This is a genomic window from Nitrospira marina (assembly GCF_059568365.1).
Genome location: NZ_JCANTH010000001.1, coordinates 3,066,141 through 3,086,521, shown reverse-complemented (window position 1 = coordinate 3,086,521; position 20,381 = coordinate 3,066,141). Strand labels below are relative to the sequence as shown.

Genomic DNA, 20,381 nt, shown 5'->3' with positions numbered 1-20,381 from the left:
TATGTATATGTGATCGTCAACAATTACATGTGCGATAAATGCATTTCAAGATGATTAAAAGGTTGATGAGCAAATGTGCGGAATTCTTGGACAGATAAATTTCTCAGGGTGTCCTGTAGACCCCAAAGACTTGATGGCCATGAATGCGACCATGGGCAGTCGTGGCCCTGATGGCGTGGGGTTGTACGTTCAAGGGCGATTGGGATTCGGGCATCGACGCCTCAAAGTCATTGACTTGACCCAGGCGTCTCAGCAACCCATGGTGGATTCCACCTTGGGGCTTGGCATTGTGTTTAATGGGGCGATATACAACTACAAGGAATTGCGGGATGAGCTGGAAGGGAAAGGCTATACCTTCTTTTCCCAGGGAGATACTGAAGTCATTCTCAAGGCCTACCATGCGTGGGGAGAAGGCTTTATTCACCGCTTAAATGGTATGTTTGCGTTCGCCATTTGGGAAAGAGATTCAGAGCGGGTTGTGCTGGCGCGTGATCGGTTGGGAATTAAACCGCTCTATTTTACTGAGACATCTCAGCAGTTTCGATTCGCATCGACCTTGCCGGCTCTCTTGGCGGGGGGAAACATCTCCACGGAGATGGATCCCGTGGCGCTTCATCACTATTTCATGTTTCACGCTGTGGTTCCTGCCCCTCATACCTTGCTTAAAGGCATCCGGAAATTAGCGCCCGGCACCATGATGGTCATCGAGCCAACAGGAGCACGGCGACATCATCACTATTGGCAACTTTCTTTCGAACCGCGTGAAGATGAGAGGAGGTGGAAGGAAGAAGACTGGCAAGACCGGCTGCATGAGGTCCTGCGTTTGGCTGTCCGCCGACGGCTGATTGCGGATGTGCCCGTCGGGGTCCTCTTGTCCGGTGGGCTGGACTCGAGCCTCATCGTGGGCCTGTTAGCTGCCGAAGGTGCCACGGGCCTGAATACCTTTTCCATTGGGTTTGAAACGGTGGCAGAGGAAAAGGGGGATGAATTTTCCTACTCCGATATCATTGCCAACAAATTTTCCACCCGTCACCACAAGCTTCCCGTTGATACGACGCACGTTCTGCCTAACCTGCCGGGTTGCATTCATGCCATGTCCGAGCCAATGGTCAGTCACGATGCCATCGGGTTTTATTTGCTCTCCAAAGAAGTGTCCAAGCATGTCACGGTGGTCCAAAGTGGGCAGGGAGCCGATGAAATTTTCGCAGGATATCACTGGTATCCCCCACTGTTGAACAGTCAACATCCGGTTGATGAATATCGCCAGGTGTTTTTTGATCGCGACCAGAAAGAATTTCTTCGAGTCATTCATCCGCGGTTTCACGGAGACGATCATAGTCAGCGTTTTGTGGAGACGCATTTTTCCCAACCGGGGGCCTCTCGACCGATTGACAAGGCCTTACGGCTTGATACGACCATTATGTTAGTCGACGATCCGGTTAAGCGTGTCGACAACATGACGATGGCGTGGAGCTTGGAAGCGCGAGTGCCGTTTTTAGATCATGAAGTCGTCGAATTAGCCGCACGAGTGCCGGCCGAAATGAAAATTGCGCAAGGGGGAAAAGGTATTCTCAAGGAAGTTGCCCGCCGGGTGATCCCTTCAGAGGTCATTGATCGGCCCAAAGGGTACTTTCCCGTCCCCGCCCTAAAATATCTGCGGGGCCCTTATTTGGGCATGGTGAAAGAGGCGCTTTTGTCACAAACCAGTCAGAACCGCGAGATCTTTCAGCGGGACTATATTGATGAATTGTTGAAGAATCCGGATGATCATCTCACGCCTTTACGTGGGTCAAAGCTCTGGCAGCTTGGATTACTGGAACTGTGGCTTCAGTCCCATGGCATCTAAGGATCGCGATGTTTTGAAGGCTCCGCAAGCTCTCCACATGACGAGCCCCCGCCAACGACCGATCGGGCCGACGGTTAAAAACTGGGAAGTCGGGCCGGCGACCTACCAGGGCCGGCGAGTAAAGCCCAAAGTGGTCCTGGATTGCGGCTGGGGGCGGCTCATTTTTGCCCACACCTTTGCAGGCCCCGAAGAGGTGGCTTCCACGCTGATGCAGGAACGTCCCGGGCACCGGGATATTGCCTTTTATTTACGGGATCCTCATGTGGTCCTAGCCCTGCGCCCGCACAAGCTGTTTCTGGATCCATCGCATACGTTTCGATTGTGGTTGGGTGATTATCAATCCGTTGCCAATCAGCAATCAGGCATGGTGATCACTCCCATCCAGTCGGAGGCCGATGTCACGGCGTTGAATCGGATCTATGCGGCACGGGGCATGGTTACGGCCGACACGGATCTCCTTATGAGGCAGCGCCGCTCCCAAAAGCTCTGCTATTTTCTCGCGAAAGACCAGGCCACGAATGAAGTGATTGGCGTCATCCTAGCTGTGAATCATCGCCTGATTTTTGACGACCCCGAAAAAGGCAGTAGCATCTGGAGTCTGGCCGTCGATCCTCAAGCGCACCATCCCGGAGTGGGGGAGGCGTTGATTCGTCATGCGGCCGAACGGATGAAGGCCCGGGGGTGTAACTATGTGGATCTCTCGGTGCTGCATGACAACTGTGAAGCCATCGCGCTGTATCGGAAACTGGGATTTGGACGAATTCCTGTGTTTGCGGTGAAAACGCGAAATACCATTAATGAAAAGCTGTTTGCAGGCCCCTCACCGGATCAACGACTCAACCCCTATGCCACCATTATTGTTAATGAGGCCAGACGTCGAGGCATCGACGTCGATGTGTTGGATGCCGAGAAGGGCTACTTCCGCTTGACGTTTGGGGGCCGGTCCATTACCTGTCGGGAATCGTTGTCCGAATTGACCACAGCGATTGCGATGAGCCGTTGTGCGGATAAGGCGCTGACCCGGCGCGTGTTACAAGAAGCCGGTTTATCCGTTCCCGCTCAGGTGGTGGCCAATGGGCGGAAGCCCAATGGTCAATTTCTTGGACAGTATGGATCCATTGTGGTCAAACCGGCGACGGGGGAACAAGGAGCTGGCGTAAGTGTGGATGTGCGAAAGGTCAAGGAAATGGAGTCCGCAATCGCCCTTGCCGGCAAAAGTGGTGATCACGTCATTCTGGAACAATATGTGAAGGGCGAGGACTTACGCATTGTGTTGATCAATTATGAAGTGGTTGCCGCTGCCGTTCGACGACCACCTCGGATCACGGGGACGGGGCATCATACGATAGCCGAACTAATTGATCGGCAGAGTCAGCGACGGGCACGATTGACCGGCGGCGAGAGTCGCATTCCTCTGGACAGTGAAACCAAGCGGTGCATTAAGGAAGGCGGCTATACCCTCAAGGAGGTTTTGCCAAAAGGCAAAACTATTACAGTGCGTAAGACGGCCAATCTGCATACCGGAGGTACGATCCATGACGTGACGGGAAAACTTCATCCTGATTTAGCCACTGCGGCGGTGATTGGTGCCAAGGCGCTGGCTATTCCGGTGGTGGGATTCGATTTTATCGTCACGACGGTTTCCAAACCTCACTATGTCATTATTGAAGCCAATGAGCGACCCGGTCTGGCCAATCATGAACCGCAACCGACGGCGAAACGATTTATTGACCTGTTGTTTCCTCAAACCAAGACACCCACAAAATTGAAGTAGTTTTTTGGGGTGATAGGGGATCGTATGATCGATTCAAAAATTGACACGCAGTACCTCCTTCATATTCTCCAAAAACTATTGGCGATTCCGAGTCCGACAGGCTATACCGATCAAATAGTCCATGCGGTGTCGGGTGAACTGAAACAATTAGGGATTCCCTTCGAACTCACACGGCGCGGAGCCATTCGAGCCACCATGGCAGGAAAAGTCAGTACGCCTGATCGAGCCATTGTAGCTCATCTGGATACACTGGGGGCTTTGGTCAAATGGCTCAAAAACAACGGCCGGCTGGCCATTGTGCCAATCGGAACCTGGTCCAGCCGTTTTGCCGAAGGTGCCCGGGTGACCGTCTTTTCCGATACCAGTATGCATCGTGGCACCATCCTGCCCCTGAAAGCCTCCGGGCACACTTATGGTGACGAAATTGATACGCAACCGGTGTCGTGGAAGAATCTGGAAATTCGACTCGATGAAACTGTGGCGGACGTCAATGGACGTAACCAACCCTTATCGACCGATCAGGATCTCCAGCGTCTGGGGATTCATATTGGGGATTTCATTGCCGTTGACCCCTCGCCTGAAATTGGCCCCAATGGATTTATTAACTCGCGGCATTTGGACGATAAAGCGGGAGTGGCCACCATCCTGGCTGCTGCCAAATCCATTCTTGAGTCAGGCGCCACGCTTCCTGTGGATTGCCATCTACTGTTTACGATATCCGAAGAGGTTGGGTCAGGGGCCTCGGCGATCCTACATGGGGATGTTGCAGAAATGATCACAATTGATAACGGCACTCCCGCGCCCTTTCAAGCCTCGAGCGAATGTGGTGCGACGATTGCCATGGCCGATTCAGCCGGGCCTTTTGATTATCATCTTGTCAGGCGGCTCATCGCCTTATGTGTGGAACATGACATTCCGTTTCAGCGTGACATTTTTTGCGACTACAAAAGTGATAGTGCGTCGGCCGTAGAGGCCGGGAATGACATTCGGACCGCTCTTCTCACATTTGGGGTTGATTCTTCCCATGGCTATGAGCGAACTCATCTGAGTGGACTCGAGGCCATTGCGAAGTTATTGGTCGTGTATATGCAAAAGGAACCGGTGTTTTGGAGAGATCGCGATACGTTAGGGTCCGATAATGATTTTCCTACTCAACCGATTGAAGAAACGTCTTTCCCTCACACCCTTGAGGACATGGTCCGACGTCATGGTGAACCCCAAGATGACCCATAGCGCTTCTCCGCGAAGGACAGACGACAGGATGTTCGATGCACTCGCTTTGCGGATGTTCTCCTCATTTCCCTGTCTGGCTTGATGTCTTCTCATCCCCCCACATCTACCTTTCCCCCAACCAATACGACCCATCCACAGTTGACGCTTCGTGCCATTGCCACGGGGATAGTGTTAGGAGCTCTCCTCACTCCCTGCAATATTTATAGCGGACTGAAGATTGGTTGGACATTTAATATGTCCATTACCGCAGCCTTGCTCAGTTATGCGTTTTGGAAAATATTCGAAACTACCGCCCAAACCGAGCGCTGGGGTCTTCTCGAAAATAATATCAATCAAACCACGGCCTCCTCGGCTGCATCCATTATCTCCTCAGGGCTGGTGGCTCCGATTCCCGCTTTGGCCATATTGACGGGCGAGCAATTGCCTTGGTCTCTGCTCTCTGTATGGGTCTTTTCCGTCAGCCTGATGGGTATCGTGGTCGCGGTCGGTCTCCGGCAACAGATGCTTATTCGTGACCGATTGCCGTTTCCCGCCGGTGTTGCCACGGCGGAAACCGTGAGGGAAATCTATGGGAAAGGGGGGGAAGCCCTGGCTCGCGTGAAAGTTCTCCTCACGGCTGGTGGGATTGCCGGGATTATAAAAATTTTCAACGAAGCTATTCTGACCATCCCCAAAATGGCAACGGGCCTGGCCATTCCCCTTAAGGGAGCGCTCAATAAGGCCGGGTTATCCACTGTGTCCCTTTCCAATCTTGGGTTTGTTCTCGATCCCTCTCTTCTGATGGTGGGTTTTGGGGCCATTATCGGGCTTCGCGCCGGACTCTCCCTGCTCATTGGAGCGATCCTTGCCTGGGGCATTATTGGTCCTTGGGTCCTCACTCAAGGCTGGATTCCTGCGGAACATCTGACGCCGGACGGCTATTGGTTCGGACCCCTGGTGGAATGGTTGCTCTGGCCGGGGGTGACCCTGATGGTCATGGCCTCGCTTACGTCGTTTGTCTGCTCCTGGGGGACAATGGTGACCGGCATTATACTTGCTCGAAAAACCCGGGCATCCCTGTTAACCCCGAATGATCCCTATGTCATTCCACGTCAATGGTTTGTGATTGGACTGTGTATTTCTTTGTTCTTTGCGGTGATGACCCAGATAACGTTATTCAACATTTCAATGGGTGTTGCGATTCTCGCGGTCCTTCTCTCCTTTGTGTTGGCCATCGTGGCGGGACGAGTCTCTGGGGAAACCGGGATTACGCCAATCGGTGCCATGGGGAAAGTCACACAACTCACGTTTGGTTTCCTCATTCCGGGTAATGTCACGACCAATTTGATGGCGGCCAACGTCACAGGTGGAGCGGCCGGCCAATGTGCAGACCTCCTCCACGACCTGAAGACCGGTCTGCTCCTGGGCGCCTCGCCGCGCTTTCAAGCTCTGGCTCAAATTTTCGGAGTGTTAACCGGCTCTCTTGTGGGTAGTGCGGTGTATCTGGTGCTCATCCCTGATCCTCAATCCATGTTGTTAACCATCGAATGGCCGGCTCCTGCCGTGGCAACCTGGAAGGCTGTGGCGGAAGTCTTTCAACTCGGTACAGAAGCTATTCCTCCGGGAAGTCTGTTGGCCATGAGCATTGCGGGTGTAGTAAGCGTGGGGATGGTGGTTCTCGATCAATCTGTCCCACTATCCGTTAGCCGATGGATCCCCAGCGCCTCGACGATGGGACTGGCATTTGTCATTCCTGCCTGGAACTCTCTGTCTCTCTTTCTGGGTGCCCTTCTTGGAGCCTTTTTAATGAGGTATGCGAAGACTTGGGCGGAACGATTTGTGATGGCGCTGGCCGCCGGGCTCGTGGCTGGTGAAAGCCTCGCAGGTGTCGCGAGTGTTCTTGTTAAAATACTATTTTGACCAGATCCAAATTAAGGCAGGTGGAGGTTTTTGAAAGTCTCTGTGTCCTTGCGGTGTTCTTGGAACTTTCCTGCCGGTTTTTTACTTTTCTCCAAAATCCATGGCTGTTCATGTCTGACCATCGCTCGCGGGGATCTTGCCTTCTTCTATATCCTCAGGACAGGTTCTGTCGAGAATACAATAGACCGGGCAGAATCCGGTGAACCCGCTTTGCAGCAGTGTGACTCCAAGGATTCCCGGAAGTAACAACCAAAAAGGATTCACGTAGTACCCGAGTGCGACGCCTGCCGTAATGAGCGCGCCGGCGATTCCGTCATGGAGTTGGCGTTTTCGCTTCATCTTCACTCCTCCTGTTTGTTGAAAACTTCGTTCATGGTTTTCCGGGTTTCCTTTTTATCGGAGAGGATTTTTTCTGGGTGGTTATCAATTCGTCCCTTTTTTTGTCGTTATGTTTCTTGAAAGAGCGCAAGGGAGGAGTCTAACTCCGTGTGCTTTTTTGAAAAATACGTATTTTAATCTATTTTTTCTCTTGAGTTTAAAGTTGATTAATTGCTAGGCAATGCATTGTAAATAAACAAGAATTTCATCATTTACCTCAGTAGATCTCCCGTCTTTTCCGGCAGGTTCAAGGGGTGCTACTCTTTGGGGTGCTTTTAGACCTTCACTAAGCAGAATGGAGACCAAGACATGCCTTTCGGCTATTACCACCAGCTTAACGCCAAGGCGAAGCGGATCTATCGGGCAAGCGACAAGGTGTCGGATTTTCAATTGCCCAATGTCTCTGTCGTTCGACCGGTCGTACGAAAAATATTTGAAGCTTTACAGGCCGAGAGTCATTTGCGCACGCAAAAATGGACTCAACGTCTTCTGAATAGGTTAACGAGCCAACTCCATATTCGGCCCATTCGATTTGAATTGTTGGATATCCGACCTTCCAATCCCCGGATGGAACTGTATGGCTTGTATTATCCCATGGAAGGACGGCGGATCCCACGTATTCAAGTGTGGATGCGCACGGCCAAGCGGCATCAAGTCGTCGCTTTTCGCACGTTTCTGCGCACGTTGCTGCATGAACTGTGTCATCATTTGGATTACGATTGTTTAGGTCTGAAAGACTCTTTTCATACCAAGGGCTTTTATGGTCGTGAAGCCAGCTTAGCTACTCAAGTCTTATCGTTGGTCGATACTGCCGCTTGGGGAACAGGCCACCCGTCCAAGATGGGAAAAACAAAACGAAAGATCTGATGATGCCTGGTGCCTTTTCAGCCGGTCCCACTTCCTTGTCTTGACCCCCATCTGGTGCCTGACAAGGTCTTCATCTGTTCTTTCCCGCCATTCCGTTGGGTTGGTCCCGCCTCTGACTGTCTATCTCTTTTACGGTAACGGAGGGTAGAATGCGTCACCGTGCCTATTGCAGGGGTGTTGCACGTCCCTGTGAATGATAACGAATAAAGCTTTTTCAGAAATGAGGAGTAGAAACGAAGCTATGTTGCAGGATATTCAACCCATTCAACCCTTGTCCCATCTGACCGGATCTAGCGAGAAGCTTCATACCCGTTTGTGCCGGATGGTAGGGCAGGCCGTTGCCGATTTCAACATGATTGAAGGAGGCGATAAGGTCATGGTGTGCCTTTCCGGGGGGAAGGATAGTTATGCGATGTTGGACGTGTTGATGTCCATGCAGTCTCGTGCTCCGGTGTCCTATGAATTGATTGCGGTGAATTTGGATCAGAAACAACCTGGATTTCCTGAACATGTGCTGCCGGACTACCTGACGAGGCTTGGTGTGCCGTTTCATATTGAAGAACGCGATACGTATTCGGTGGTGAAACGGCTGATTCCCGAAGGCGAGACGACCTGCTCCCTCTGTTCACGGTTGCGTCGTGGCATCCTATACGGATTGGCGGAACGGTTGGGCGCGACCAAGATTGCTCTTGGCCATCATCGCAACGATATGATGGAGACCTTGTTGTTGAACATGTTATTCAACGGAACTCTCAAAAGCATGCCGCCGAAACTGAGATCTGATGACGGACAACATGTGGTGATCCGCCCATTGGCATATGTGAAGGAATCCGAGCTGGCCCGCTATGCGGAAATGAGAAACTTTCCCATCATTCCCTGCGATCTATGCGGTTCACAGGAAAATTTGAAACGCAAAGAAGTGAAGGCCCTGCTTCAGGAATGGGATACCCGGTATCCCGGTTCGGGTGACAGTGTGTTTGCGGCCTTGTCCAAGGTCATACCCAGTCACCTTCTTGATCGGCGATTATTTAATTTTGAGACTTTCCGCGAGCCCGAATCGTAGATGGGCCTGACGGTGGTTCCCGTGCGAATGATGACCGACCTGCCAGATTCCATTCCATGGTGTGTCTTCCCTCGCCTCTCCTGTATGTGCGGTTTTTGCCGGGCATCATAATGGTCTATCTCCAGGCTTTTTTGTTAATTATGGCGGCCAATGCCGCCCCGATTTTCGGGCGACTGCTTATGAAAGGGCGTTGGAGTGCTCCTCTTGATGGGGGAGCGACCTTCATCGATGGGCAGCCGTTGTTGGGACCATCGAAAACCTATCGAGGTGTGGCTTTCTCATTGGTGGGCACGGTTCTGGCGGCGGATGTCCTAGGAATACCCTGGGACATAGGGCTGTTGACTGGAGGGTTAGCGATGACCGGCGACTGCCTCTCTAGTTTTATCAAGCGACGGTTGGGTTATGCCTCAGGCGGGATGGCCCTGGGCTTGGACCAAATTCCGGAGAGCCTTTTTCCCCTGTTGGGGCTATGGGGACCCCTGTCGTTATCGGCAATTGGCATAATGGCCACTGCGGTTGCGTTTATGGTGTTCGAACTGTTTATTTCTCCGATTTTATACAGATTCCGGATTCGTAAAAATCCCCATTAATTCGGTGTTCCCGTTGCAGAGCTTATTCCTTGGAAAGATTTTTGGTCTTGGGGAGGGTAATCCCCAATTGGTCAAGTTTCCGGCTAAACCCGGCAGGCGTGTTGAGGGTATGGATTAAGCGCCCATCCGGCTGTTCGTAGGTAATGAGGCCACCATCTTGTAGCGGCCAGACGAGTACGCGATCTTTGGCCCGATGGCTGGAAAAGGCTTGAGGGGAACATGCCATGCCGAGTAGCATTTCGAAGGAAACGGGAGGCTCCAACCTGGGAAGAACAAGCCGCCCCGGACAATTTCGAATGGGCCGCCAGGGCCAACGGGTTCGTAATTCCTCAAAGGTCATAGGAGCGCTTTCTTGACGTGCTCATTCCACTCCGACATGGATGTGTTTGGCAATCTTAGTGGAAGAGAGGATGGCTCCGGTATGTGGTTCATGTCATGGTCCATGTAAATGAGGGCTGGATGTATCAGGGACAGCGAGGCCACCGTACTGAGATCCTGGCGTGGAGATGAATGTGGACCCCTCATCTGAAGAAGCATCTTCAGGCAATTCCCGAACACCCCTCATGTCGATAGGATTCGCGGTTTTCGCCGTTCTCATCGTGCCGGTATTTCTATATTCTATGGGCCCTGATGGGCCTGCTAAAGTTGGTGACGTGGTGTTTGCCACGGATCGACATCGTGTACGGATAATGGTTTCTGATAATGAGGAGATTGGAACGTATTCCGCGATGTGTGTTCTTGAGCCACGGGTACAATTAGTGGTGCAGCAAATGGGCCCTCCCTCAGAGGGGGGTATGATTGCGGAACCGGTTGGGCTTGAAAAGACTGGTCCACCCTTTTGCGTATCGGGGAAACCGGTTATGGTGTATCCCCATCAGGTGACCTTACAACCGGACCTGTGGGGTGGTCTGCGGGACACACTTTTGCCGTTCACCTCTGGTCGCTGAGCAGGACGAGCCCAACGCCGTTTCTCTCCAGGTGCTCAGGAGGATTTGAGCTTGTCTGAAAAGCGTTGCCGGAACTTCGCCACTTTGGGATTAATGAGGTAGGCGCAGTAAGGTTGTGACGGGTTCTGCACAAAATACTCCTGGTGGTAGGCTTCGGCCATGTAAAAGGGTGACGCGGGTTCCACCTGGGTTACAATGGGATCGTCGAACAACCTGGCCTCCGTCAGCGTGCGAATGACTTCGTGTGCGGTCGCCTCTTGTGCTGAGGAATGGGTGAAAATGGCGGAGCGATATTGGGTGCCCGCATCATTCCCCTGTCGGTTCAGGGTGGTGGGGTCATGGATGCCAAAAAAGATTTCCAGGAGTTCCCGGTAGGTGATGATGCCGGGATTAAAGGTAATTTGTATCACCTCGGCATGTCCCGTGTTTCCGCCGCAGACGGCTTCATAAGTTGGATTGGGGCGACTACCGCCCATATAGCCGGATTCTACGGACTCGACACCCTTCACCTGATCGAATACCGCTTCGAGGCACCAGAAGCAGCCACCACCCAATGTGGCGAGTTCTTTTCCTGTTGATGAGGTTATGGCCAAGTCAGACATGCGTTACTCCTTGCTCATGAAAATGACTAAAGCTGTGAGGTCAACTGTAAGGATTCAGAGTTTATACCACGCCCTGCTTTTTTGGGCCACTGCTGGTTGGACTGGTGATAAGCCAGCGTAACTTTCTTGCTGAAATCCTTCGCTTTACTTTTTGCTAGGCCTCTTTATAGGCTTGGATGATTTTCTATCAGGCGGTTGAGTTGGGATGAGAGGAGCGGGGTACATGCGGATTGTATGGGCCACGGACATCCACTTGAATTTTCTGGATGTCGAGGGACGGGACGTATTTTTTTCGTCCATTTGTGCTCAACAGCCGGACGTCGTGTTTGTGACCGGAGATATTGCTGAGGCTCCATCGTTGAAATCCCATCTCGATGAAATGCGGCGGGCCATTCACGTGCCGTTGTATTTCGTTTTGGGGAATCATGATTTTTACCATGGTTCGATTTCCCAAATTCGAAATGATTTGAAATGCTGGTGTCAGATTCAGCCGGGACTCACCTATCTTTCGACATCGGGGTTGGTCGAATTGACTCCGATGACGGCGTTGGTCGGGCATGACGGATGGGGAGACGGGCGCTATGGGGACTATCATCTGTCCCCGGTTAGACTCAGTGATCAGGAGTTGATCGCGGATTTTCAGGATTTAGATCGGGAGGCGGTGTTACGCAAACTCCGTGAGTTGGGCGATGAGGCGGCTTGCTATTTGCGGGATCGATTGGATGAGGCCTTGTCATCATATCAGCGGGTCATTTGCCTGACGCATGTCCCGCCATTTAAAGAAGCCTGCTGGTATCAGGGGAAAATGGGGAACGATGATTGGCTTCCTTATTTTTCCTGTCAGGCCGTTGGCGAGGTATTACTTTACGCATCACGGGAACGACCGGATTGTCAAATCACCGTCTTGTGTGGCCATACCCACCATGCGGGGACCGTTCACCTGCGACCAAATCTGCGGGTTCTTACGGGTTCTGCCGAATATGGTGCTCCGTGTATTCAAGAGAGTTTCGACCTTGAGAAACTGTTTCCCCCATCTAATGTCGGGAGAAGGCGGTGAGGGTCATGGAGGCGCAGTGGGTAGAAACTGATGCCTCCGGAAGGCCATCAGGTCCCGCTAAATAAATCTGGTCCGTTCCTGTGGAGTAGGTACGCGGCACGAGTCGGATTTTCCCATCCATTGATAGCGATGCCGGGCGATGAAACTGTACACCATATCGCGAAGTGGCCGGGGAATGATGATGAAGGCATACAGCCAGGGCCAAGCTCCAGGAAGGCTGCGAAAAATTTTGAGAGCTGCAGTGGATTTTGTAAAGACCTTCCCGTGTTCCAGCAGTAAAAAGGTTTCATAATCCTGGGTCGAAAGATGAAGGTGGGTGAGAATGTCCTGTGCCGGTTGGGATTGAAGCGTTCCGAATTTAAATAATCCTCGGGAATCCCGCTCGAGGACAAAATTGACAAACGCATTGCAAAAATTACACACCCCATCAAAGACAATCACCTTTTCGTGCTTGCCCCAGTCATGGGATGGTAAGGAAGATCCCTGTTTCACGTACGTGCTCTTTTCTCTGATCGCGCTTTACTGTGTGTCGGTCAGTCGGCAATGAAAAACTTTCCTTCCAGTATAATACATGAGAGCCCTACAGGTTTTCTAAGGCGGTAGTGCCTAACCAGCCATGGAGGGCCGACGTTTGAAGAATCGCCATGCGTGGACTTGGAGCCATTGATGGATGGGAATAAGATCGAAAAAAATAAGGTAGACAAACGGGATTAACAAAAAATTGACATCCATGAGGATAAAGGAGGAAATGTGGAAAATAATGACGCCGGACAGAAAGAAAACCCGCAGCTTGATCGATTTAATAAAGAGGATCAATGGGAACCCGAGTTCGAACGCGAGCACCAGATGGGAGAAAATCTGAATAAGGTCTGGGCGTTGGGCCAGCTCGAAGCTTAAGCTATTTTTGACCAGTTCCCCTTCGCCTGTCATGCCCCATCGGACAGAGCGTTTGATCAGCACCTCCTGGATTCGGCCTTCGCCGGAAAACCATTCCCATCCGCTGACCCGCACTTTGGCAATAACACTCCAAAAATAAAACAGAGCCACATAGAGTTGCATCATTTTAATGGGCCAACTGGCCTCCCATTCCTGGAGGGGAGGGTATGTGTCATGGCGTGAGTCACGAGAATGGACTTCTCCGCACCTGGAGAGCAGAAATAGGAAAAGCATTTGCATGGGGATGATATAGCGATGGTGGACGTCGCCGCTAAAGCTGTCTCTCACCCCCTTTAAATAAAAAATACAGAGGATAACGATAAGAATTGATGTCCGGGTCCATCTCCCCATGATCATACCGACCGTGGCGGTCATCAGGAGTGCATAGACGATAAACGACAGGGCAGGGATATGGTACTGAATCCCAAGCAGATGAAAATACCAAATGGGGTCCAGGAAATAATTTCTGGAGCCGATCGGGTTGAGAGTCAGGACTGTGGCGAATTGATAGGTGTGAAAAAACAGAAGTCCGCATCCAATATACATCCGCAACAGACCAAGGCTTTCTCCTGAAAATCCTCTAAAGAAAAATTGATTCCAGCCACGGCTGATGAGGTTACAGAATGCCATGTTCCCACCTTGGCAGCCATTCGTCATGCCATTCGATCAAGGACTCTCGCGTGTCAATTTGAACAGTGCTAAGGTCTTTCCGCAGTAAATCTTTCTTCCGATACACACGTTTCTGATGGTCGGCCTCTATACGAACGATAAATTGAGTGTCGGAAGGTTCATGTCCTAATGTTTTGTTGAGAGTCCAAAACATTCGCCATTCCCAATCAACTTCAAACCGAGGCTCATCTTCTTCTAATCCGCGGACCCATTGATTGAGCGTCCCCAATTCAATATTTCCCTGTTTATGTTTGGGGGGGGCGGTGCCAAACATTCTCGAATAATATAAACGTCGAAAATTCGGTTTGGGAATATTGAGATCCTTATAGGAAACGTAACCGGTTGATCCGTCCCGGTGAGTAACTTTGAGGCCTTTTCGATATTTGTCTTTGTCCCATACTTTGACTGAAATGGTTTCTCGGGGCTCATACACGCTATACATGGGGACCCAGGTTAATGGAAAGTAATCGATTCGAAATATGACTGCCGCCCAAATGATGAACAAGTAGACGACAAGAATCAGAGTAATGGTCCGCTTGCTCACGAAAACCTTCCTTGCGAGTTATTGAGCGGGGTATTCATGTGGTTGTCTTACCCTTGAGGTGAAGATCCAAGTGACGCGAAAGGCCATTATCTTAAGAAAGGTGAGAGAACTCAATAGTGAGAAGGTACGAAGAAATAGTGTTCGTGTGATTCGCGATTGGAGAGGGAAAGGGATTGTCGTCGATTTTCTATGAGAATAGAAAGAAAAATGTGCGGACTAATCCTCATATGTTCTGGGATAGAACGGTTGAGCAGTAGGAATTTTCGCGAGTCTTCCTATCCGGTTTCTATAGCGCTGGGGTCGAGAAGCTCATTTTTAGTGTGGTGTTTAAGTTTGGGATTCGAAATATAAAGATTTGGGACCATATCCTGGTTGACTTGTGCTGTTGGCGATTTCTATGTTAAAGACTTTATATCGCAGGAAGATGGTGCGTCCTCTGTGATCTGCTCTGGTTGTTCCTGTCGCAGTGTTTTCTCTAGTTTAAGTGGTGCCGTATCTTAGGTTGGCCATGGATCCAATGTGTGGATTGAAGTGGGGCTGTGTCCTCAAAGAGTCCACATGTGAGGTCAAATTTCACAATTAGCTAAGGAGTGGTACTGAATGACGGTAGGTGTGTTCATTGATCGTCTCGAAGAATTTCGACAGGGAGTTCTCCAGTATAGGGAGATATCCGGGCCGGATCAGGGCTTGACCCGCAACGGCTCGGTTGGGTTGGACTCATCACATTCAAATGCCTTACGGGATTCCCTTTGCCGGCAGTTTCATTTCATAGATGAGTCTGTTGGGGCTTTTAGCAGGGGTCGCTACCGCATTCATGTAGATTCCAGGGGTCGAGAAGATATCTATGTTCGTGCGTTGTCTGAAGAATGTCAGGCAGAGCATCTTGACCTTATTCTGAGTGATCTTGAGCACATGTTGGCTGAGCTACAAAAATGGCCTCGTCAGTCTCTTCTTGGCGCACAGAAGGAATGGCCGGATAATTCGGGTACCAATTCTCAGCCTTCCTTCGGCTCGTTGGGCCACATCGGCTCTTCTCCATCTGCCGCATCCTGCCAAACGCTTCACGCCGCGTTGAATACGGTGGCAAGCGTCATTCAGCAGCGAGTTGATCAATCCCAAGACCAGGAGGAGCTTTTGGCCCATGTGCAAGCCATCCTAGATCATCCAAAAATCACCCACCTCCTTTCCTTCTCCCCTTCCCACTAACTGTAATCTTCAGTTTCTTTCAAGCCCTGGGTCTTCCACCTCCCGATCATTGTGTGGTGGTTTCAGAAAATCCTGAAGAGTATTGTGAAAGATCCTTTTGGAGCTTTTCCCATTAATGGCGATCACTGCGGTTCCTCTCCATTTTAAGTCCCATTTCCCTTTTCCTTCGAATCTATTGATGGGTATCCAAACGCATGGTTGCGCGATATGAGGTGCGATGCCTGAAGACTCTAAGGACGGCATTCGTCATAATGTACCCATCAATGTGCCTCAGTTATAGTGTCCAAGACGAATTCCTACAGAATGGCGAGATCTTCTAAACAGTTTTTTCATTGGTCGATCAGCCGGGTGGTGCCGGTTGACCGGGATGAACTCCCTGCGCTCATCTGGTCGTTTGTCTATTTTTTTTGCGTGCTGGCGGCCTACTACATCTTGCGACCGGTACGCGATGAAATGGGAGTGCTCTCGGGGGCTCATAAACTTCCGTGGTTGTTCTCAGTTGTGTTCATCACGATGCTAGCCGTGATCCCGGTGTTTGGCTGGGTCGCGGGGCATTTTCCGATTCGTCGATTATTGCCAACGGTCTATGTGTTTTTCATCCTGAATCTTTTGGCATTTTTTGCGGCTTTGCAAAGTGGAGTCGGGTTGCAAGCCTTTGGCCCCATCTTTTTTGTGTGGTTGAGTGTGTTTAATTTATTCGTCGTGTCGGTGTTTTGGAGTTTTATGGCCGATGTGTTTCGCACTGATGCAGCTCGGCGACTCTTTGGTTGTATTTCCGCAGGAGGCAGCCTTGGCGCCATGACAGGGCCGTTTATCACCGCAATGGCGGTAAAAGGGGTCGGGGTTTCCGGGTTACTCTTAGTGTCAGCGACCTTCTTAGTGATCGCGGTGGGATGCATTATGGCGTTGTTGAAATGGTACCACGGCCATCACGGGATTGATCGGGGAAACCGACACCTTTCTTCCCTCAGGAATCCTGAAGCCACTCCTCCCAGCTTATGGGCTGGAGTGGTGTGCATTGTTCGCTCGCCCTATTTGAAAGGTATTGCCCTCTATCTCGTGTGTTATTCAATTCTGTCAACATTCCTGTATTCGCAGCAAACCATATTAATTCCGCAAGTCATGCCGAGTTCGGAAGATCGCATGCAATTGTTCGCATCGGTGGATCTTGGGATCAATGTGTTCGCGTTCACGCTCCAGTTTTTCGCGACAGGCTGGCTGTTGACCCGTTTTGGCGTCGTGATCATGTTGGCTGTCATGCCCCTGGTTTCATTGATTGGATTTGGGGTGTTTGGTTTGCTGACCGTCCTGCCGGTCTTGATCGGAGTTGGTGTCCTACGGCGTGCGGGAGAATTTTCCATTACCAAGCCGACGCGAGAAACCCTGTTTACTGTCGTTTCCCGTGAAGAAAAATATCAGGCGAAAAATGTGATTGATACGGTCGTTCATCGAGGTGCCGATATGACGGGGACCGGGATTGTCTCCGTCTTTCATACCTGGGGAATGACCTTGTCTCACATGGCATTTGCGGCACTGCCCATTGCGGGTCTATGGCTTGCCACGGGTCTGTGGCTTGGGCGACGACACGAAACGATCCGGCGACGATGAGGTTTGTTTCCGAGTGAAGATCATCATGGAGCTTAATGTGTTCCCTGCAAGAGAAAGCCTTTCCTCAGCTTGAACATCAGAGATCATTCCATTGGAGCCATGAAATGAGTGATGCCTTGTTTACTTATGGGACGTTGCAATTTCCCGAAGTGATGGAAGCGGTGACCGGCCTGGCGTTGCCATGGGTGGAAGCGGAAGCGCGGGGGTTCACGCAGTTTCGGTTTAGGGACCGCATTTATCCGGGAATGGTGGCACGGGAAGGCGCTTTGACGCAGGGTCGTGTGTATACCTCAATGAGTCGTCAAACTTGGGAGCTCCTGGACCGGTTTGAAGACCCAGTCTATCGCAGGGAATTGCTTGAGGTCTTCCGGCCTGATGGCTCAACAATGACGGCCCATGCTTATGTCTTACCCGTCGCACAGCAACATCTGCTTTCTTCAGATCGGTGGCAAATGGATTTGTTCAGCCATGTGCATTTGGATGGATATGTGAGTCGGTGTCGCGTATTTTATGAAGCGATCACTTCCCAGGGCTTACCGGAAAGCTACAAGCAAACGTTGTGGAAGTTAACGGATTCTTCGCAGAACTCTCAGGCATGATGAAGTCTTCCAATCGACCGTTCCTGCTGGTGCTGCTAGTGACGCTGCTTGTTTTTGGCGGGGCCTTGGTCTATTTCACAATGGAATATCTCTCACAGGTTACCCAGCCTGGTATTCCACTGACGGAATCCACGGGTCACCAAATCAGGATGTTGCTATTGGTCGTGACCATATTGGCAGGAATGCCTGCAGTGGGAATGGGCGCCTATGTCATGTACCTTGGGGCACGAATTCGTCTCACTCAACAGTGGCCTCCACCGGGAATGGGATTTGGGGCAGAGTCGCCGGTCATGTTAGGGGATCGGGCCACGCTGGTCGGATTGGGCGTGACGGGGCTTGGGTTTGTTCTTGTGGTATGTGGATTACTGTTGCCCGTGGTGGGTTGGAAATTCGGGAACATGGTTTAATAGACTGAATGCATTTTATCTGACAGTAACCGAATTATGATGAGCCAAAACTTATGACTGGATGGGATTGGGCGATTCTTGCCGTTTTTATACTCTATGCCCTGCAAGCGGGGTTTCGAGAGCGAGCGGTCGCATCCCAAAACCTGGAAGAGTATTTTCTTGCAGGACGCAGTCTTTCGGGATGGAAGGCCGGATTAAGCATGGCGGCCACGCAGTTTGCGGCTGACACTCCACTGCTTGTTACTGGGTTGGTGGCTACTGCTGGCATTTTCGCGTTGTGGCGCTTGTGGATTTTTGCCTTGGCTTTTCTCTTGATGGGGTTTCTCCTGGCTCCGAGCTGGCGGCGGGTAGGGGTGCTCACCGATGCCGAACTGACGGAGGTGCGATATGGCCACGGTGCGGCGTCGGCGCTCCGGGGCATCAAAGCTATTTATTTCGGCACCATCGTCAATTGCACGGTGCTCGCGATGGTGCTGTTGGCGGCCACTCGCCTCGCTGAACCATTTCTTCTTTGGGATCAATGGCTTCCTGCCGGCTTTTTTGATGTGTTTGTTCACATGGTGAAATGGGGAGGGGTCCCTTTTACCGTTGGCGGATTGGAGGCGGACAATGTGTGGGTGCGTTCGGCCAATAACCTTTTGTCGATAGGGGCCATTGTGTCTGTGACGGTGTTGTATTCCACCACCGGCGGACTACGAAGCGTCGTTGCCACGGATCTGGTGCAATTTGGAATCGGGATCGTTGCCAGCGGGGCATTTGCCTGGGTGGTGGTGGATCACGTGGGGGGCCTGGCGTCCTTGACTCAACACATTCAGAAACAATTTTCGGTGGGGGTTGGGTATCCACTGACCGGGAATGAGATTCTGGCTTTTACTCCCTTCGGTGCCAGGGATGCGACCATGATGGTGTTGTTGGTCTATGGATTTCAATGGCTCTTACAAATGAATGCGGATGGGACAGGATATTTGGCTCAACGGTCCATGGCATGCCGTAGCGATCACGATGCGCGAGTCGCTGCGGTGGTGTTTACCGTGGCCCAAGTTGTGCTTCGGAGTTTGATCTGGTTGCCCTTGGCCCTGGGATTACTTGTGGTATTTCCACCCCCACCGGAAATGATAGGTCCTCAGTTCATTGCGGATCGCGAATTTACCTTTGTGCAAGGCATTCATGAACTGTTACCGCCAGGAATTAAAGGGTTGATGGTCGTCGGAATGTTGGCGGCCTTGGCCTCCACGGTCGATACACATTTAAATTGGGGGGCGTCTTATTGGACTAATGATATTTATCGCCGGTTTATTTGTGAGGGTTGGCTCAAGCGCGAACCATCACAACGTGCACTGGTTTGGGTTGCACGTGCGAGTAACCTGCTGATTCTCTTGATTGCCCTTTGCATTCTTCCGTGGTTGTCATCGATTCAAACCGCCTGGCAGATCAGTTTGTTGCTGGGAGCGGGAATGGGCGTGGTGTTGGTGCTCCGGTGGATCTGGTGGCGAATTACGGCATGGGGCGAATTAGCCTGTATTGCGGCTTCTGTGCTGATGGCCCCCCTGTTGCTGTGGGCACTTCCAGGACAGCAAGAGGAAATGCGGTTGTTGATCATGGGCCTGGGAGCCGGTGCGATTGGTGTCGCCGTGTCCTGGTTCACCGGACCGGAAGATCTCAATCGTTTGGAGACCTTTTACCGGCGTGCACGTCCTCCGGGATTTTGGGGACCCATCGAACTGCGGATTCAATCTGAGCAGCGAAATGGAGTGCGGCGATTTTGGCGGGCGATTATGGCCATGGGGCTTACGGCATTGTCCATTTTCTGTTTGCTCACCGGTATCGGAACCTGGCTGGTGGGAAGTCCTGCCCCCGGATGGATGCCCTGGCGTGAGGCGTGGATTGCCGGGCTCTTGCTGGTGGGAATCCTCTTAATTCCCATTTGGATCACCGTTGGTTTTCGTCAATCTGATTCTGTGACGCAGACCCAATAGAGAATACAGAGGAGCAATCCATAGTTGTGGCTTCGAACGCCATGAAATAAAGAGCGTAGCCCGTATTCCGGTGATGCAGATGGAGGACAACTCGTGTTCTTAAGGATCAGCTATGCCGGTTGAGATAGCAGAAGGGGTCGATTATACCAGAGAAAAATGGGATTTCTGGCCGGACGAAGC

20 protein-coding genes are annotated in these 20,381 nt (G+C 51.4%); 14 read left to right on the top strand and 6 right to left on the bottom strand.

Annotation, left to right across the window (positions count from 1 at the left end; all coding sequences use genetic code 11):
- Positions 1-73: 73 nt before the first annotated feature.
- The 4 genes from LX98_RS13060 (at position 74) to LX98_RS13045 (ending at position 6,752) form a co-directional block, all read left to right on the top strand.
- Entirely contained in the window at positions 74-1,846 is a 1,773-nt protein-coding gene (locus LX98_RS13060; protein ID WP_496429315.1) for an N-acetylglutaminylglutamine amidotransferase, read from the top strand.
- Entirely contained in the window at positions 1,836-3,620 is a 1,785-nt protein-coding gene (gene ngg / locus LX98_RS13055) for an N-acetylglutaminylglutamine synthetase (RefSeq protein WP_496429314.1), read from the top strand. Before LX98_RS13060 ends, ngg begins: the two co-directional genes overlap by 11 nt.
- 24 nt (positions 3,621-3,644) lie before the next feature.
- A complete protein-coding gene (locus LX98_RS13050; protein WP_496429313.1) occupies positions 3,645-4,853 on the top strand; it encodes an osmoprotectant NAGGN system M42 family peptidase in 1,209 nt (402 codons plus the stop codon).
- Between the two features lie 81 nt (positions 4,854-4,934).
- Complete coding sequence (locus LX98_RS13045) at positions 4,935-6,752, top strand: OPT/YSL family transporter (RefSeq protein ID WP_496429312.1); 1,818 nt, start codon at positions 4,935-4,937, stop codon at positions 6,750-6,752.
- Between the two features lie 108 nt (positions 6,753-6,860).
- Here the strand turns inward: LX98_RS13045 and LX98_RS13040 are convergent, their stop codons facing one another.
- Positions 6,861-7,091, bottom strand: a complete 231-nt coding sequence (locus LX98_RS13040; protein ID WP_496429311.1) for a YgaP-like transmembrane domain — start codon at positions 7,089-7,091, stop codon at positions 6,861-6,863.
- A 348-nt stretch (positions 7,092-7,439) separates the two neighbouring features.
- On the opposite strand from LX98_RS13040, the gene LX98_RS13035 reads away from it, so the two are divergent.
- The 3 genes from LX98_RS13035 to LX98_RS13025 all read left to right on the top strand — a co-directional run bounded on the left by LX98_RS13035 (position 7,440) and on the right by LX98_RS13025 (position 9,650).
- Entirely contained in the window at positions 7,440-7,997 is a 558-nt protein-coding gene (locus tag LX98_RS13035; protein WP_496429310.1) for a hypothetical protein, read from the top strand.
- Between the two features lie 241 nt (positions 7,998-8,238).
- Complete coding sequence (ttcA, locus tag LX98_RS13030; RefSeq protein WP_496429309.1) at positions 8,239-9,060, top strand: tRNA 2-thiocytidine(32) synthetase TtcA; 822 nt, start codon at positions 8,239-8,241, stop codon at positions 9,058-9,060.
- Positions 9,061-9,116: 56 nt separating this feature from the next.
- Positions 9,117-9,650: a CDP-archaeol synthase gene (locus tag LX98_RS13025; RefSeq protein WP_496429308.1), complete on the top strand. Its 534-nt coding sequence runs from the start codon at positions 9,117-9,119 to the stop codon at positions 9,648-9,650.
- 22 nt (positions 9,651-9,672) lie between these two features.
- On the opposite strand, the gene LX98_RS13020 is transcribed toward LX98_RS13025, so the two are convergent.
- Positions 9,673-9,990 (bottom strand): hypothetical protein, encoded by a 318-nt coding sequence (locus LX98_RS13020; protein WP_496429307.1) that lies wholly within the window; start codon positions 9,988-9,990, stop codon positions 9,673-9,675.
- A gap of 172 nt (positions 9,991-10,162) precedes the next feature.
- Between LX98_RS13020 and LX98_RS13015 the strand changes: the two genes are divergently transcribed.
- Entirely contained in the window at positions 10,163-10,597 is a 435-nt protein-coding gene (locus tag LX98_RS13015) for a hypothetical protein (protein ID WP_496429306.1), read from the top strand.
- A gap of 35 nt (positions 10,598-10,632) precedes the next feature.
- Here LX98_RS13015 and msrA read toward each other — a convergent pair whose 3' ends face one another.
- Positions 10,633-11,199, bottom strand: a complete 567-nt coding sequence (gene msrA / locus LX98_RS13010) for a peptide-methionine (S)-S-oxide reductase MsrA (protein WP_496429305.1) — start codon at positions 11,197-11,199, stop codon at positions 10,633-10,635.
- 223 nt (positions 11,200-11,422) lie between these two features.
- Here msrA and LX98_RS13005 point away from each other — a divergent pair, with 223 nt between their 5' ends.
- Complete coding sequence (locus tag LX98_RS13005; RefSeq protein ID WP_496429304.1) at positions 11,423-12,256, top strand: metallophosphoesterase; 834 nt, start codon at positions 11,423-11,425, stop codon at positions 12,254-12,256.
- A gap of 57 nt (positions 12,257-12,313) precedes the next feature.
- Here LX98_RS13005 and LX98_RS13000 read toward each other — a convergent pair whose 3' ends face one another.
- The 3 genes from LX98_RS13000 to LX98_RS12990 all read right to left on the bottom strand — a co-directional run bounded on the left by LX98_RS13000 (position 12,314) and on the right by LX98_RS12990 (position 14,405).
- Complete coding sequence (locus LX98_RS13000; protein ID WP_496429303.1) at positions 12,314-12,748, bottom strand: DCC1-like thiol-disulfide oxidoreductase family protein; 435 nt, start codon at positions 12,746-12,748, stop codon at positions 12,314-12,316.
- Positions 12,749-12,862: 114 nt separating this feature from the next.
- Positions 12,863-13,822: an HTTM domain-containing protein gene (locus LX98_RS12995; protein ID WP_496429302.1), complete on the bottom strand. Its 960-nt coding sequence runs from the start codon at positions 13,820-13,822 to the stop codon at positions 12,863-12,865.
- Positions 13,809-14,405, bottom strand: coding sequence for a hypothetical protein (locus LX98_RS12990; protein WP_496429301.1), 597 nt, complete (start codon positions 14,403-14,405; stop codon positions 13,809-13,811). Before LX98_RS12990 ends, LX98_RS12995 begins: the two co-directional genes overlap by 14 nt.
- Positions 14,406-15,005: 600 nt before the next feature.
- Between LX98_RS12990 and LX98_RS12985 the strand changes: the two genes are divergently transcribed.
- The 5 genes from LX98_RS12985 (at position 15,006) to LX98_RS12965 (ending at position 20,201) form a co-directional block, all read left to right on the top strand.
- Positions 15,006-15,611 (top strand): hypothetical protein, encoded by a 606-nt coding sequence (locus LX98_RS12985; protein ID WP_496429300.1) that lies wholly within the window; start codon positions 15,006-15,008, stop codon positions 15,609-15,611.
- 303 nt (positions 15,612-15,914) lie between these two features.
- On the top strand, positions 15,915-17,219 hold the full coding sequence (locus LX98_RS12980; protein ID WP_496429299.1) for an Npt1/Npt2 family nucleotide transporter: 1,305 nt from the start codon (positions 15,915-15,917) through the stop codon (positions 17,217-17,219).
- Between the two features lie 104 nt (positions 17,220-17,323).
- A complete protein-coding gene (locus tag LX98_RS12975) occupies positions 17,324-17,818 on the top strand; it encodes a gamma-glutamylcyclotransferase (RefSeq protein WP_496429298.1) in 495 nt (164 codons plus the stop codon).
- On the top strand, positions 17,815-18,225 hold the full coding sequence (locus LX98_RS12970) for a hypothetical protein (protein ID WP_496429297.1): 411 nt from the start codon (positions 17,815-17,817) through the stop codon (positions 18,223-18,225). The genes LX98_RS12975 and LX98_RS12970 overlap by 4 nt, the downstream gene beginning before the upstream one ends.
- Before the next feature lie 53 nt (positions 18,226-18,278).
- The gene (locus tag LX98_RS12965; protein ID WP_496429296.1) at positions 18,279-20,201 is read left to right on the top strand and encodes a sodium:solute symporter family transporter; all 1,923 of its coding nucleotides are present in this window, start codon (positions 18,279-18,281) and stop codon (positions 20,199-20,201) included.
- Positions 20,202-20,381: the final 180 nt, after the last annotated feature.

Excerpts from the sequence above, each read along its gene's own strand:
- LX98_RS13060 (WP_496429315.1), top strand. The coding sequence starts at position 74 with ATGTGCGGAATTCTTGGACAGATAAATTTCTCAGGGTGTCCTGTAGAC.
- ngg (WP_496429314.1), top strand. The coding sequence starts at position 1,836 with ATGGCATCTAAGGATCGCGATGTTTTGAAGGCTCCGCAAGCTCTCCAC.
- LX98_RS13050 (WP_496429313.1), top strand. The coding sequence starts at position 3,645 with ATGATCGATTCAAAAATTGACACGCAGTACCTCCTTCATATTCTCCAA.
- LX98_RS13045 (WP_496429312.1), top strand. The coding sequence starts at position 4,935 with ATGTCTTCTCATCCCCCCACATCTACCTTTCCCCCAACCAATACGACC.
- LX98_RS13040 (WP_496429311.1), bottom strand. The coding sequence starts at position 7,091 with ATGAAGCGAAAACGCCAACTCCATGACGGAATCGCCGGCGCGCTCATT.
- LX98_RS13035 (WP_496429310.1), top strand. The coding sequence starts at position 7,440 with ATGCCTTTCGGCTATTACCACCAGCTTAACGCCAAGGCGAAGCGGATC.
- ttcA (WP_496429309.1), top strand. The coding sequence starts at position 8,239 with ATGTTGCAGGATATTCAACCCATTCAACCCTTGTCCCATCTGACCGGA.
- LX98_RS13025 (WP_496429308.1), top strand. The coding sequence starts at position 9,117 with ATGGTGTGTCTTCCCTCGCCTCTCCTGTATGTGCGGTTTTTGCCGGGC.
- LX98_RS13020 (WP_496429307.1), bottom strand. The coding sequence starts at position 9,990 with ATGACCTTTGAGGAATTACGAACCCGTTGGCCCTGGCGGCCCATTCGA.
- msrA (WP_496429305.1), bottom strand. The coding sequence starts at position 11,199 with ATGTCTGACTTGGCCATAACCTCATCAACAGGAAAAGAACTCGCCACA.
- LX98_RS13005 (WP_496429304.1), top strand. The coding sequence starts at position 11,423 with ATGCGGATTGTATGGGCCACGGACATCCACTTGAATTTTCTGGATGTC.
- LX98_RS12995 (WP_496429302.1), bottom strand. The coding sequence starts at position 13,822 with ATGGCATTCTGTAACCTCATCAGCCGTGGCTGGAATCAATTTTTCTTT.
- LX98_RS12985 (WP_496429300.1), top strand. The coding sequence starts at position 15,006 with ATGACGGTAGGTGTGTTCATTGATCGTCTCGAAGAATTTCGACAGGGA.
- LX98_RS12980 (WP_496429299.1), top strand. The coding sequence starts at position 15,915 with ATGGCGAGATCTTCTAAACAGTTTTTTCATTGGTCGATCAGCCGGGTG.
- LX98_RS12975 (WP_496429298.1), top strand. The coding sequence starts at position 17,324 with ATGAGTGATGCCTTGTTTACTTATGGGACGTTGCAATTTCCCGAAGTG.
- LX98_RS12970 (WP_496429297.1), top strand. The coding sequence starts at position 17,815 with ATGATGAAGTCTTCCAATCGACCGTTCCTGCTGGTGCTGCTAGTGACG.
- LX98_RS12965 (WP_496429296.1), top strand. The coding sequence starts at position 18,279 with ATGACTGGATGGGATTGGGCGATTCTTGCCGTTTTTATACTCTATGCC.